This window comes from Sorangium sp. So ce726, assembly GCF_051521405.1.
GTDB lineage: Bacteria > Myxococcota_A > Polyangia > Polyangiales > Polyangiaceae > Sorangium.
Genome location: NZ_CP150349.1, coordinates 12,676,923 through 12,689,882 on the forward strand (window position 1 = coordinate 12,676,923; position 12,960 = coordinate 12,689,882).

General features: G+C 71.6%; 11 protein-coding genes. 6 read left to right on the plus strand and 5 right to left on the minus strand.

What is annotated here, in order from left to right:
- Positions 1-411 precede the first annotated feature (411 nt).
- The 3 genes from WME79_RS47200 to WME79_RS47210 all read left to right on the plus strand — a co-directional run bounded on the left by WME79_RS47200 (position 412) and on the right by WME79_RS47210 (position 4,433).
- The gene (locus tag WME79_RS47200; RefSeq protein WP_437529044.1) at positions 412-2,115 is read left to right on the plus strand and encodes a DUF1592 domain-containing protein; all 1,704 of its coding nucleotides are present in this window, start codon (positions 412-414) and stop codon (positions 2,113-2,115) included.
- A gap of 43 nt (positions 2,116-2,158) precedes the next feature.
- Positions 2,159-3,505, plus strand: coding sequence for a DUF1552 domain-containing protein (locus WME79_RS47205; RefSeq protein ID WP_437529046.1), 1,347 nt, complete (start codon positions 2,159-2,161; stop codon positions 3,503-3,505).
- A gap of 382 nt (positions 3,506-3,887) precedes the next feature.
- Positions 3,888-4,433 carry an HdeD family acid-resistance protein gene (locus tag WME79_RS47210; protein WP_437529049.1) on the plus strand — a complete coding sequence of 182 codons (546 nt, stop codon included), beginning with the start codon at positions 3,888-3,890 and terminating at the stop codon, positions 4,431-4,433.
- Between the two features lie 42 nt (positions 4,434-4,475).
- Here the strand turns inward: WME79_RS47210 and WME79_RS47215 are convergent, their stop codons facing one another.
- On the minus strand, positions 4,476-5,180 hold the full coding sequence (locus WME79_RS47215) for a hypothetical protein (RefSeq protein WP_437529052.1): 705 nt from the start codon (positions 5,178-5,180) through the stop codon (positions 4,476-4,478).
- Positions 5,181-5,429: 249 nt separating this feature from the next.
- Here WME79_RS47215 and WME79_RS47220 point away from each other — a divergent pair, with 249 nt between their 5' ends.
- The gene (locus WME79_RS47220) at positions 5,430-6,170 is read left to right on the plus strand and encodes an SDR family oxidoreductase (RefSeq protein WP_437529054.1); all 741 of its coding nucleotides are present in this window, start codon (positions 5,430-5,432) and stop codon (positions 6,168-6,170) included.
- Between the two features lie 97 nt (positions 6,171-6,267).
- Complete coding sequence (locus WME79_RS47225; protein ID WP_437529057.1) at positions 6,268-7,806, plus strand: aminopeptidase P family protein; 1,539 nt, start codon at positions 6,268-6,270, stop codon at positions 7,804-7,806.
- Positions 7,807-8,131: 325 nt separating this feature from the next.
- On the opposite strand, the gene WME79_RS47230 is transcribed toward WME79_RS47225, so the two are convergent.
- The 4 genes from WME79_RS47230 to WME79_RS47245 form a co-directional block, all read right to left on the minus strand.
- Positions 8,132-8,704, minus strand: a complete 573-nt coding sequence (locus tag WME79_RS47230) for a hypothetical protein (protein ID WP_437529059.1) — start codon at positions 8,702-8,704, stop codon at positions 8,132-8,134.
- Positions 8,705-8,818: 114 nt separating this feature from the next.
- Positions 8,819-9,913: a hypothetical protein gene (locus WME79_RS47235; RefSeq protein ID WP_437529062.1), complete on the minus strand. Its 1,095-nt coding sequence runs from the start codon at positions 9,911-9,913 to the stop codon at positions 8,819-8,821.
- Positions 9,910-11,160: a FecR domain-containing protein gene (locus tag WME79_RS47240; protein WP_437529065.1), complete on the minus strand. Its 1,251-nt coding sequence runs from the start codon at positions 11,158-11,160 to the stop codon at positions 9,910-9,912. Before WME79_RS47240 ends, WME79_RS47235 begins: the two co-directional genes overlap by 4 nt.
- Complete coding sequence (locus tag WME79_RS47245; RefSeq protein WP_437529067.1) at positions 11,160-11,870, minus strand: RNA polymerase sigma factor; 711 nt, start codon at positions 11,868-11,870, stop codon at positions 11,160-11,162. Before WME79_RS47245 ends, WME79_RS47240 begins: the two co-directional genes overlap by 1 nt.
- Before the next feature lie 232 nt (positions 11,871-12,102).
- On the opposite strand from WME79_RS47245, the gene WME79_RS47250 reads away from it, so the two are divergent.
- The gene (locus WME79_RS47250) at positions 12,103-12,846 is read left to right on the plus strand and encodes a hypothetical protein (protein ID WP_437529070.1); all 744 of its coding nucleotides are present in this window, start codon (positions 12,103-12,105) and stop codon (positions 12,844-12,846) included.
- The last annotated feature ends 114 nt before the right edge of the window (positions 12,847-12,960 follow it).

Below are 12,960 nucleotides of genomic sequence, written 5' to 3' on the forward strand. Positions count from 1 at the left end.
GGAGCGGATGGGGCCGCCTAATCTGACAATTCCCCTCATCGATTGGCATTGGGCGGAAAATTGAACAGGGAGGCGAGGAGACGGGGAGATTCGGTGGGAGTTTGATCCCCTTTCCCCGCCTCCTGTTCAATTCACCCCGGAAAATTCGAGGGGGATGCTTCTGCCGCCCAGAATGTCTCTGCGGAACGCCTCCGGGCGATCGACGAAGGGGGTTGGTCGGCGGGCGGAAGTAGGGTAAGCCTGGATCAGATCAGGAGAGCGATCGTCGGGAATGTAGACCGAGCCCCGAGGTGACGCCGGGGCGCACGTACCGCTCTGCTTCAATATTCTCCTTAAAGCATGAAGCGGCTCATCGTCGGGACATGTCTCGGGATGCGCCAGGTGAATTCCACCCGAACGGCTGGTCACTCCATGAGCAAGACAGCGCCGCCCGACACCGATCGATCGGTACCCTTCCTCCGCCGTTCCGTCGCGGCGGGCATGTTCGCGATGGGGCTCGTCGGCCTGACGGCGGCTGCCTGTACCGGGCAGCTCGGCGATGGCAGCCCGGGCAGCTCGGGCAGCTCTATCGACGACGACGGGCCCATCGACCCGACCACCGGGAAGCCGGCCGCGTACGATTGCAGCGAGGCCCGAACGAGCCCCAGCGTGCTGCGCCGCCTGTCCAAGGTCGAGGTCCAGCTGACCCTTCAGGACCTGTTCCAGCTCGACGAGCCGCCCGTCGTGGACAGCATTCCCGAGGACACCGGCCAGGGCGGCTTCCGGACGATCGCCGCCCTCCAGAACGTGTCGGATCAGCACCTGCGCGCCTACCTGGCCATCGCGGAGACGCTCGGGCAGGAGCTCATGGCGGACGAGGCGCGCCGGACCTCGGTGCTCGGCTGCGAGCCGGAGGCCGACGATTGCCTCGATCGCTTCGTGCAGCGCTTCGGCAAGCTGGCGTATCGAAGGCCGCTCTCGGCCGAGGAGGCGAGCGATCTGGTCGCGCGGGCGAGCGAGGTCGCGCGGGACAGGGAGGACGCGTTCCGCTTCGTCATCGAGGCGCTGCTGACCTCGCCCAGCTTCCTGTTCAGGATCGAGGTCGGCGCGGCCGGCTCGGAGACGTCGACGTTGACGCCGCTCGAGCTCGCGTCGCGGCTGTCGTTCACGATGTGGGGCCGGTCCCCGAGCGCAGAGCTGCTCGAGCGGGCAGAGTCCGGCGAGCTCGACAGCGCCGAGGGCCTCCGCGCTGTCGCGGAAGAGATGGTCGAAGACGAGCGGACGCAGGTCTTCTTCAACGCCTTCTTCAAGCAGTGGCTGACCTTCGAGCAGCTCCGCGCGCCGGTCAACCCGGACGCGTCGTTCACGCCCGCGCTGCTCGAGGACATGATCGCCGAGAGCGAGCTCGTCCTCGGCGAGCACGCGTTCACCCCGGATGTCGACTTCTTCGACGCCCTCACCGCGAACCACACGTATGTCACCCCGGCGCTCGGCAAGTTCTACGGCCTAGAGGTGTCGGGGGACGGCGTGAGCCGCGTGGAGTTTCCGGCCGGCCACCACCGGGCGAACACGGGGCTGCTCACGCACGCGAGCCTCATCAGCGCCAAGAACGACGGCGATCTCATCGCCGTGCGCGGCCAGTGGCTCCGGGCGGCCTTCCTCTGCGAGAAGATCTCGATCCCCGCGGGGCTCCTCGAGCAGCTGGAGAGCGAGCTGTCCGGCCTGACCTATCTCGAGGTCCTCCAGAAGCGCAACACCCAGGAAGGGTGCGCTGGCTGCCATGCGCTCATTGATCCTATCGGCGTCGGGTTCGCCCAGTACGACAAGCTGGGGAAGTACGATGGGAGCATCGGTATCGACGAGTTCGGGCTGGAGCCGCGCCTGGAAGGCGCAGCCAACGAGTCGTTCGACTCGCTCGCTGCCCTGGCGGCGGAGCTGCGGCGGAGCCCCGATCTGGCTGCATGCGTCGCGGAGAAGCTGTTCATCTACACCCAGGGGCGCGAGCCGGCGGCCGAGGACCGCTGCGCGATCGACGCTTCCGCGGAGAGCTTCACGCAGGACGGCAACCGGTTCCGCTCCTACCTGACCGCCATCGCGCGCTCGCCGGAGTTCCGGCTGCGGAGGGCGCCACAGTGATGTGCTCGCACACGGTTCGACCGACGGAAGAGGAGTGTCGCCAGTGAAGATCTCGAGAAGAGCTCTGCTCCGTGGGGCGGGTGTCGCGGTCGCCCTGCCGTTCCTCGACGTGATGCGGCCCCAGCGCGCCAGCGCTGCGCCGGCGGATCCGAAGCGCTTTGTGGCGTTCTTCGTCCCGAACGGCACGGATCCCGGGGCGTGGCACCCGAAGACGGCGGGGGCGCTCTCGGCGGAGGGGCTGCCGCCCTGCCTCGTGGACATGAACGGCTTCGACGCCGAGCGCGAGTGGCCGGCGGGAGATGCGATCTGGCGCGACGTCACCATGGTGTCCGGCGTCGACCATCAGGTGATCTGCTCCGACATCCACAGCCCGGCCATGGCGCTGTGCGCCCACACCGACGGCGGCGGGACGGCCGTCCCGCGCAAGGCCACGCTCGACCAGTACCTCGCCAACCACATCGCGGCCGAGACCCCGTTCCGCAACCTCAACCTGTCCCCCACGGGCGACACGGCGGTCACGCAGGGCTTCATCTCGTTCAGGGACGGCGGGCAGGTCGAGGATGCGTTCCGCGATCCGGCGAAGGTGTTCGACACGCTCTTCAGCAACATGGGCAACCCCAGCGAGGAGATGGACGACATCCGGCGGCGCCGCGCCAGCGTCCTCGACTGGGTACGAGAGGACGCGAGGCGCCTGAACCTGCGCCTCGGCGCGACGGACCGGGCGCGCGTGGAGCAGCACCTCGAGTCGGTGTTCGAGCTGGAGAAGCAGATCCAGTCCACGACGCAATCGGGCTGCACCGTCCCCGGCGCGCCCACGAAGGGGCAGAACTTGCACGGCAAGTTCAAGCAGATGATCGATCTCGGGCTCCTCGCCCTCACCTGCGACCTGACGCGGGTGCTCGTCCTGCAGTACTCGAACAGCTGGGGCCTCGACTTCGCCGGGTACGATCTGTCCGACGGTGTGGGGGACTGGAGCGATCACTTCATCTCGCACAAGCTCGGCGATCGCGACCGCGCGACCGATCTCGACGGGCTGCCGCAGGCGGAGGCGATGCGCATCGCGAACGCCCGCGTCGTCCAGACCTCGCGGTTCAAGGTGCGCCGCTTCGCCTACCTGCTCAACGCGATGAAGGCCGCCCAGATGGCGACGGGCAACCTGCTCGACGAGTCGCTCGTGCTCTACACATCAGAGAACGGCGACGGGGACTCCCACGGTCGGACCAACATGCCCATCATGCTGGCCGGCCACGTGGGGGGGTTCCAGACAGGCCGCGCCGTCAAGGCCAACAAGCCGCCGACCGGCGCGCTCCATTGCTCCATCATCAACTACTTCGGCGTCGAGCTGTCGGAGTACGGCGACCCGGCGGGCGGGCCTATCGCCGGCCTGTGAGCCTCGCGCGCCGCGAGGCCTGCGCGGCCCGGCGATCGAGGAGGACGTAGCGCGGCCGCAGCAGCGGCGCGGTCGATGACCGGGCTGCAGGCTGCATTGCGGCCAACGGGCGTCGCGCCGTCGCGCGCCTGTCAGGGGGTCGGCACCAGCGCTCCCGGCGTGGACACCAGCGGTCGACCTTCGATGGGCTCGCCTGCCCGAGGCTGCTGAGCAGCCCGCTCGCCGTGGTCGGGCAGGGGACGTGCATTCAGCCCGAGCCGTGTGACGCCGTGCGGGCATGAGCGGCACAGCTCTCCGCGCGCGAGCGGCGGATGCGCCGTGCGCTCAGGTCGCGCGCGTCCGCCGGATGTGAGCGACGTGGATGCCAGAGGAGGGGTGAGGCATGGAATCGCTGGGACGGTATTGGTGGCTGCTGGCCCTGAGGGGCGTGGTCGGGATCCTCTTCGGGATCTTGTTCTTCGTGTGGCCGCTCCCATCGCTCGCCACGCTCGTGCTGCTGTTCGGCGTGTGGGCGTTGTTCGACGGCTGCGCCGCGTTCGCGTCCGCGATCAGCGGCCGCGGCGGCGTGTATTCCGTGGTCGAGGGCATCTTCGGCGTCGGGATCGCGGTGCTGACGTTCTGGCGGCCCATGATCACCGCGCTCACGCTCTACGGCGTGGTCGCTGCGTGGGCCGTCGTGATGGGCATCTTCAAGATCGTCAGCGCGGTGAAGCTCCGGCACGTGATCGCCAACGAGGTCTGGCTCGGGCTGAGCGGCGCCGTCTTCGTGATCTTCGGCGTCATGATGGTGGCGCTCCCGGCGGCCGGCGTGCTGGCGCTCGTCTGGTTCATCGGGGCGTTCGCGATCGCCGAGGGAGCGATGCTCATCGGGCTCTCGCTGCGCATGCGCCGCGTGGCGAGCGTGGTCGCGCCGCTGCGTATGCCCTGACGCCCGGCGGCCGGCGGGGCGCCATGGAACGGTGCGCGCCCGTCAATCGATCTGCAGGTGGTAGTGCGCGGGCGTCGTCTCCTCGAGCACCAGGACGCCCCCGACCTCCGCGGTGCTCTCGAGGAACGCGCGCTTTTCCTTGGGCGACATGGTCCTGTTGCGCACGTCGACGGCGCCTTTGCGCAGGTGCGCGGAGACGTAGATCCCCCGGTCGATCTGGTCCTGGATCACGGCCTCCATGGCGGCCACCACCTGCTCTGGCGGCTTGCGGGAGTTCGCCTGATACGCCCTCTTGATCTCCTGGACCGCCGCTTTGTTGCGGTACAGCTGGAGGAGGTCCTCGCCGAGCCTGAGCTTCGTGAACATCGCCCTGGCCTGGCGGTTCGCGTCGCGTGTCCCGCTCGTGATCACGAGGTGCTCGCGCGTGCGTCGCGCGTAGCCCTGGTCGATCTGCTCGACCTTGGCGGCGATCTTCGCCGGGAGCGTCACGCCCGGGAGCACCTCGTACGGCGGCGGGGCCCACGGCTCCGTGGGAACGGCCTTCCCGAGCGCCGTCAGGGGCGGCAGCTGCGCGCGCCGCTCCTCTTCTTCCGACGGCAGCTCGTCGCACTCGGGTCGGGTCGCTGGCGCGGCGGCGCGCGGCGCGGCGCTCGCTGTCCCAGCGGCGCGCGGCGCGCTCGGGGCCCGCGGAGCGGCGCTCGCCGGCGCCGCGGGGGCGCTCGCGCCGGGCGGATCGAGGCCAGGCAAGCCGATGCTGGGCAGATCGATGGACTCGAGCCGCTCCCTGCATCCAGTCGCGCAAAGCAGCGCCGCGGCGAGGGCGCGCAGGCGGCGCGGCGGCTCCAGGGAGCGTTCCTGTGCGGCTGCTCGGCGTGTCGGAGGCGTCGGCAAAGCCGGTCCAGCGTGCCATGGCGCGCGGCACGGGCGAAAAAAACGGCGGCGCGCGACGTCCACCAACTCGACGCGCGGGGCCCCGCATCGACTACACACCTCGCCATGCCCCATGCCCCCCTGACTGGCCGTATCGCCCTCGTGACGGGCGCCGGCACCCGCCTCGGCGCCGCGACGGCCCGCGCGCTCGCGGCCGCCGGCGCCGACCTGGCCGTCCATTACGCCACGAGCGGCGCCGGCGCGGACGTCGTCGTCGACGAGGCGCGCTCCCTCGGCCGCCGCGCCGCCGCGTTCCAGGCGGACCTCCACGACCGGGGGGCGCTCGCCGCGCTCGCCCGCGCGGTGCTCGACTGGTCGTCTGGTCGGCTCGACCTCCTGGTCCACAACGCGGCGAACTTCGATCGGGTCCCGCCGGCCGAGCTCTCCGGCGACGCGTGGGACCGCGCCATGGCGCTCAACGCGACCGCGCCGTACCTGCTCACGCTCGAGCTCGCTCCCGCGCTCCGCGCCTGCCGCGGCAGTGTCGTCGCGATGGTCTGCGTGAGCGCCGAGCGCCCCTGGAAAAATTACATTCCGTACTCCGTGTCGAAGGCCGCGCTCGCGCACCTGGTCCGCGGCCTCGCCGTGGGGCTTGCGCCGGAGGTGCGCGTGAACGGCGTCGCACCCGGGACGGTGCTGCCGCCGTCCTCCTACGACGAGGCCACGCTCGCTCGCCTCCGCGAGCGCATCCCGCTCCAGCGCATCGGCGAGGCGGAAGACGTCGCCCGCGCCGTGGTGTTCCTTGCGGAAAACGACTTCATCACCGGCCAGATCCTCGCGGTCGATGGCGGCGTCTCGGTCGCGTGACGCGCTGCCTCGCCGCACGGGTCGATCCGCCCGAGCGTGAAAGGGCGCGCGCTTTGGCTTGAACGACCTCGCCTGATCGACCCATAGTTCGAGCCTCATGAGCCACACGCCCGAGACCAGCGCCGCCCCCCTCCAGGCAGATCCTGCCCACAGCGCGCCCACCGGCAGCGGCCCGGCCGAGGCACCCGCGGCTGCGGTTGCCGGCGCCGAGGCCAAGCCGGCGAGCCACGACTCGACGCTGCCGGAGGCGCTGATCGCGTTCATGCTGGAACGCTGGGCGCCGGCGTCCGGCGAGCTCCCGCAGGCGATCGCGCACGCGGATGTGTTCGCTGCCCGCCGCCGCGCCCTGTCGAAGCTCTTCCCGGCGGAGACGCTCATCATCCCCACCGGGCACGAGAAGGTGCGCTCCAACGACACGCACTACCGCTTTCGCCCGGGCTCGGACTTCTTCTACCTGACGGGCAACCTCGAGCCTGACTGCGTGCTCGTGCTGCAGCCGCAGGAGGGGGGCGGGCACCGGGACATCCTCTTCGTCGAGCCGAACCCCGGGCGCAGCGACAAGACGTTCTTCACCGATCGCGCCAAGGGCGAGCTCTGGGTCGGCCCGCGCCTCGGCGTCGAGCAGAGCCGCGCGCACTTCGGCGTCGACGAGTGCCGCGGGCTCCCCGAGCTGGACGCATACCTGAGCGGACTCGTCGGTACGGTGACGCGCCCCCACCGCGTGCTCCGCGGCATGTCCGAGCGCGTCGACAAACTCCTCGCCCGGCACGATCGCGACAAGCAGCTCGGCGAGGCGCTCTCGGAGATGCGCCTCGTCAAGGACGCCCTCGAGGTGGAAGAGCTCGAGGCGGTCGTCGCGTCGACGAAGCGGGGCTTCGAGGACGTCATCCGGGCGCTCCCCCGCGCGCGGAGCGAGCGAGAGGTGGAGGGCACCTTCAACCTGCGCGCCCGGGTCGAGGGCAACGACGTCGGTTACGGGACCATCGCCGCGTCGGGCCACCACGCGTGCATCCTGCACTGGACGAGGAACGACGGCGCGCTGGAGCCGGGCAAGCTCCTCCTGGTCGACGCCGGCGTCGAGGGCAACGCGCTCTACACGGCCGACATCACCCGGACCCTGCCGATCAACGGGAAGTTCTCCAGGGAGCAGCGCGAGATCTACGAGCTCGTGCTCGAGGCGCAGGAGGCGGCGATCCGCGAGGTGAAGCCGGGCAACGACTTCATGGAGCCGAACCGGGCGGCGATGCGGGTGCTCGCCCGGGGGCTCGAGCGGCTCGGCATCCTCCACGTCTCCGCCGAGGAGGCGCTCAAGGACGACAGGCAGCTCTACCGCCGGTATTCGCTCCACAACGTGAGCCACATGCTGGGCCTCGACGTGCACGACTGCGCGCAGGCGCGGCAGCAGGTCTACAAGTTCGGCAAGCTCAAGCCGGGCATGGTGCTCACGGTCGAGCCGGGGCTGTATTTCCAGCTCGATGACGAGACGGTCCCGGCCAGGTACCGCGGGATCGGGGTGCGCATCGAGGACGACATCCTCGTCACGGAGACGGGGTATCGAAACCTGTCGAGCGATATCCCGAGGTCCGTGAGCGACGTGGAAGCGTGGATGGCGGGACTCTGGGGCACGTCGAAGTGAGCTGAGCCAGGGGCGGAGGCCGCGGGCGAGGCGTCGCGGACTGCAGGGGAGCCGCCGGAGGAGGGGGTGGCGCGCGCGCGGGCGGCGGGGGTCCCCCACAAACTCGCGCCTTTTGGCGGCTATTGCCCCTCAGGCGGGTGGGGTGGGCTGGGCGGGAGCCGCTTCGATGCGGGCCGGCGCTCGGGTTTGTGGGGCCCACCCCCGCCGCCCGCGCGCCACCCCCTCCTCCGGCGGCTCTTTCCAGGGCGCACGGGAGAGCACGAGTGTGACGAGGGAGGGCGGTTGCGGTGGGGCTCGCCTGAGGCGAGAACTCCCCATCGGAGGATCACGGCCCGCCTCGCTCGCCCGCCTCACCCCCCTCACCCCCCTCGCCCGCCTCACCTCCCTCGCCCTCCTCGCACAGCTCGCCGCAGTCGCAGTTCGCCCCGCTCGGCTCCGGATCCACGCATTCGCCGTCGCAGAGCACCTGGGGCGGCGGGCAAGCGGTCCCGCAGACCCCCTGGCGGCACGACTGGCCGCTCCCGCAGCGGATCGCGCAGTCCCCGCAGTTCTGAGGATCCGCGTCGAGCGATGTGCACACGCCGCTGCACATCGTATCGCCTTCGCGGCAGACGCAGCTGCCCGCGCTGCAGAAGGCGCCTCCGGAGCACGCCTCGCTGCAGGCGCCACAATGGGCGTTGCTCGTGGACAGGTCGACACAGTCGCTGGCGCACGCCGCCAGAGGGGGAGCGCAGTCGGCGGCCCCCCCTCCGCCCTCCGCACCGCCTGCTCCGCCGCCCGCGTCGGCGGGCACGAGCACGTCGATGAGCGTGTCGCCGCACCCGACGCCGGTCAGCTGCGAGACCACGGACAGCCAGGCCAGCAGAGCGAGATGTCGTGGCGCAGAGCGGGTCGTCATTAGGCTGATCTAGAAGAGCCCGGAACGCGGCAAAAAAGCTCATGTCCTTGCGACAAGAGGCACCCCGGGCGCGCGACGTCATCTGCCCGGGGAGGGCGCCGGCGGCGCGGCCCGTCACCGGATCCCGGCCTCCAGCAGCAGGGCGAGGGTGAGCAGTGGTCGGCCGAAGGGCACGTCGGAGCGGCCCGACAACCGGATCACGGGGCGGGGGGCGGCGATCCCCGAAAGGGCATGAGCGCGCAGGGTCAGGACAGGATGGAAGTTCCACCCGATGTCCCAGCGGACGAACGGCAGCGCGTACGGGGTGATGCCAGCGCGCCCTCGCACGTCGCCGGTCGACGCTTGGCCGTCGTAGGTCAGGAAGCCGGCGCCGGCGCCGGCGCCCGCCCGCATGAAGATCGGCAGCTGCGGAGCGAGCAGGCCTATCGACGCGTCGGCGCCGACCACGACGGTCGAGAGCCGCGCGCGCCCGGTCGGAGAGTCGACGGTTGCAGGCACGAGAGGGACGACCGCGAGGATCTCGCCGTCGATCCGGTCGGTGAGCCTCCAGCGGGCTCCGCCCATGGCGGCCCCCTCAGGCGACATCGCGCTGCCCGGCTGCAACACGAGGCTCGGACCCGCATGCAGCCCGATCGGCGCGCGTCGATCGGGCGTGGCGTCGGCGCGGGACGCCCGAGAGGCGCCGGGCGCGGGCGCTTCCGACGGGATCCGCGGCGCGGCTCGAGTGGACGCCGCCGCCGAGGACGCGGCTGGCACGGGCGCCGCTGCGGGAAGCGCGGCCGCCGCGGGAGCGGCCGCTGCCGGCGCGGCCGCGCGGGGCGATGGCACCTCGATCAGGCGCCCGCGCAGGAGCTCGACGGCGCGGAGCGCGAGCCCTGCCGCCTCTCCGCCCGGCTCGCCCGGGTGCGCCTCGACACGGACCACGCTGGGCGACCCGGCGTCCCAGATCTCGACCGCGCGCCGCGCCCGATCGACGCGGAGCGCGGCGCGGGCCGAGCGCGCCCGCGCGAGCGCAGGAAGATCTGCCTGGGTGCCGCCCTCGACCTCCACGATGAGCCCGAGCGCGACGAGCTCGTCGAGGAGGCGCGCGGTGACAGGATCCGCAGCGCCGGGCGGGATCAGCAGCACGCGCACCGGCTCGGCCAGGCTCGGGCGTGCGCCGAGCGCGAGCGCGAGCGTCGCCGCGGCCGCGAGCGCCCGGGCCGTCAAGGGGCGACCGCGGTCTGCGCGAGCGACGCGTAGGCGCCGCCCGGATAGCGCCCCAGGTAGAGCGCTGCGGCGGCGCTGGCGCCCGCGGCGTCGCCGCGGCGCTGGCGCAGCTCGATGAGCCGGCCGAGCGCCTGCTCTGCGAGCCCGCCGCCGGGCTCCTCATCGAGGTACGTCTGGAACCAGGTGATCGCATCGCCCGGCGTGCCCAGATGATCCGCGGCGAGCTTGCCGAGCAGGAAGGCGGACCGCCCGGGTGCCCCGAGGCGCCGCGCCTGCAGCAGCGCCTCGCGGGCGCGCTGGAACTCGCCCGAGTAGCGCGCGGCGTCCGCGAGCTCCAGCAGGTCGGCGGCGCTCGCGCTGGCGAGGACGCGCTCGAACCCCTCGCGCTGCGCGGCGGCCATCGCCTCGCGATACCGGCGCTTCGCGGCGAGCGCGCGCCAGCCGGGCTCCGCCGCGGCATCGCGCCGGTGCTCGGGCGCAGGCGGCGCCGCGGCCGGCGCTGGCCCCGGCGCCTCGGCGCCCGGGCCGGCCCCACCGATCGGAGGCGGCGGCTCCGCCGTGGCCGAGGTCGCGGCGGCCGAAGGCGGGGTTTCCGGGGGCACGCCCCTGGAGAGCTCGCTCCGGTGCTCGGAGACGCTGACGTGCAGCCGCTCCCCGGGTACGAGCGCGCGCCCGTCATCGAGCAAGGGGCCGCTCACGACGACCCGCCCCTCGTGGAGCGCCACGTCCAGCCGCTCCCGGCCCGGGTCCCAGGCGAGGTCGAACTCGGTCCCGACCACGGCGACCTCGAACGGGCCAGCGTGGATGCTCCACCGCGTCGATGAGCTCGCGTGGACGATGCGGGCGTGCAAGGTGCCGCGCTCCAGGAGCAGCGAGGCGCCCTGCGCGTCGGCCTGCGTCACCCGCGCGCGCGATCCCGACGCCAGGGTCACGACAGTGCCCTCCGAGAACCTGAGCGGGGTCGCCTCCCGCTCCGCAGCGATCCACGCTCCGAGCTGGCCGGCCTCCGCGCCGGGCCCGACGACGTAGGTGAGCGACGGCCCCCGTGGCAGGAGCACGAGCCCGCCCACGAGGAGGGCCAGCACGGTCGCGAACGCCGCCACGACGCGGCGTGCGGGGCGGCGCTCCCGCGCGGTCTTCCATGTGAAGAGCGCCCGCCGCCTTGCCGCGTTGAGGTTCTTGGCCGGCAGGGCTGCGGCGTCGGAGGCGGCGCGGACGTCGCGCAGGACCTCAGCGCGCGATCTCATCAAATCGTGGTCCATCGGTCGCCCTCCTCCATCCACCCCCGCAATACCGGATCGCGCTTCGACACGGCGGTGAACCGCTGCTCAGCGCGGGCGAGGCGCCGCTTGATGGTCGCGAGCGACACGCCGCAGGCGCTCGCCACGTCCTCGAGCGGCATCTCGTCGATGAAGCGCAGCGTGAAGGCGATGCGGTCCTCCGTCGAGAGCTCGTCGAGCACCGCGTAGACTTGCCTGAGCGCTTCCCGCGGCCCGTAGGCCGGCAAGGACGAGGGCTCTGGCAGCTCCTCGTCCTTTCGCCAGAAGAAGATCGACCGCGAGAGGCGGCGGCGGCGAATAGCGCGGTGCGCCGTGTGAACGGCCACGGACGAGATCCACCCCTTCACCGCCTGGCCATCCCGGACCTGGTGGATGGACGTGAGGACGGTCGCGAACGCATCGTGGACGAGGTCCTCCAGCTCGGGGTCGCGACCCATGATGCGCCGGATGAGCCGCTCCACGAGCGGTCCGTACCGGTCGAGCAGCATCGCGGCCGCCCAGGGCTCGCCGGCCGCGATGGCGCGGACGAGCTCCTCATCCGATCGCTCGGACTGCGGCAGCAGCGAGACGACGTTGCGCCCCGGCGCGGGCTCCGGGGACGCGGCTTCCTTCGATGTGGCGATCGGGAGCGGGGGCACCTGACGGATAGGAGCCCGGAAACGAGCGCGTCGGCTCATGTTTCTTCAGCGCGGAGCGCAGCGGAGGTCTCAGGACCCGACAGGCCGATACCCCCTCCGAGCGCGTCGCTGTGTGACGGGCGGCGACCGGCAGCCCAGCCGGGGCGGAGACGACCGGTTTGGGGGGCTGTTCGTTTCTTGAGCCGATATCGGACGCTCTCGGCTCTTTACCTCACGAGCTGTCTTGAACAGCGGAAACGCAGCACCACGCGTCGCTTGAAAGAAGGTATTCATGAGGCATTCGACTTTGTTTGGGGTCCTGTTCGTCGGCGTGACGGCGCTCGGTGGCATCGCATGCAGCAACAGCGGCTCCACGGACAGCACCGGTGAGAGCCAGTCGGAGATTCGCAGCGTCCGCGGTCACCTGAAGTCCGGCACGGTGGCGACCGAGGTCGTCGCCCTGGTGGCCCAGGCCGAAGCACAGGCGGCGAAGACCTACTCTGCGCCGGTCGACGCGCAGGGCGACTTCCGGCTCACGCTTCCCAAGGGGCCCCGGTATGTCCTCGTGCTCAGGGACGGGGACAAGGGCATTGCTGACCTGCGATTTGCCTCCTCTGCCGGCGGGGCGCTCACCTCGCTGCTCCCGATCGCCAATCCGCCCGTCCGCATGCTCCGCCCGCAGTCGACCGACGAGGCGGAGGACGACATCGATCTCGGCGAGGTCGATGTCGACGAGAACGAGTGCGTGTCCGAGGGCAACCCGCTCGATCAGGTCGATTCGGACAGCGACGGAACGTCCGATTACGAGGACGCGGACGACGACGATGACGGCCGCGCCGATGTCGACGACGAGGACGACGACGCAGACGGCGTCGCGGATCACGACGAGGACCACGACGAGGACGACGACGGCGCGTCAAACGATGTCGACGACGACGACGACGATGACGGCGTGATGGACGAGCACGACGACGACCATCGCGACGAGGGCGAGGGGGGCCACGAGGGCGAGGGCGAGGGCGGCGGCCACCCCTGAGCCTGCTCTTCCCTCGAATCAGCGCTCACGGCCGACCCGGGCGCTCGCGGTCCGCCTGTGAAGGTGCGATAGGGGCCCAGTCGTAGGAGGTCGTGGGCGTGGCCGCTGTGGCTC

Bases quoted from the DNA above. Each gene is read 5' to 3' on its own strand.
- WME79_RS47225 (WP_437529057.1), top strand. From the start codon at position 6,268: ATGAGCCACACGCCCGAGACCAGCGCCGCCCCCCTCCAGGCAGATCCT.
- WME79_RS47245 (WP_437529067.1), bottom strand. From the start codon at position 11,870: ATGAGCCGACGCGCTCGTTTCCGGGCTCCTATCCGTCAGGTGCCCCCG.
- WME79_RS47220 (WP_437529054.1), top strand. From the start codon at position 5,430: ATGCCCCATGCCCCCCTGACTGGCCGTATCGCCCTCGTGACGGGCGCC.
- WME79_RS47230 (WP_437529059.1), bottom strand. From the start codon at position 8,704: ATGACGACCCGCTCTGCGCCACGACATCTCGCTCTGCTGGCCTGGCTG.
- WME79_RS47250 (WP_437529070.1), top strand. From the start codon at position 12,103: ATGAGGCATTCGACTTTGTTTGGGGTCCTGTTCGTCGGCGTGACGGCG.
- WME79_RS47200 (WP_437529044.1), top strand. From the start codon at position 412: ATGAGCAAGACAGCGCCGCCCGACACCGATCGATCGGTACCCTTCCTC.
- WME79_RS47210 (WP_437529049.1), top strand. From the start codon at position 3,888: ATGGAATCGCTGGGACGGTATTGGTGGCTGCTGGCCCTGAGGGGCGTG.
- WME79_RS47240 (WP_437529065.1), bottom strand. From the start codon at position 11,160: ATGAGATCGCGCGCTGAGGTCCTGCGCGACGTCCGCGCCGCCTCCGAC.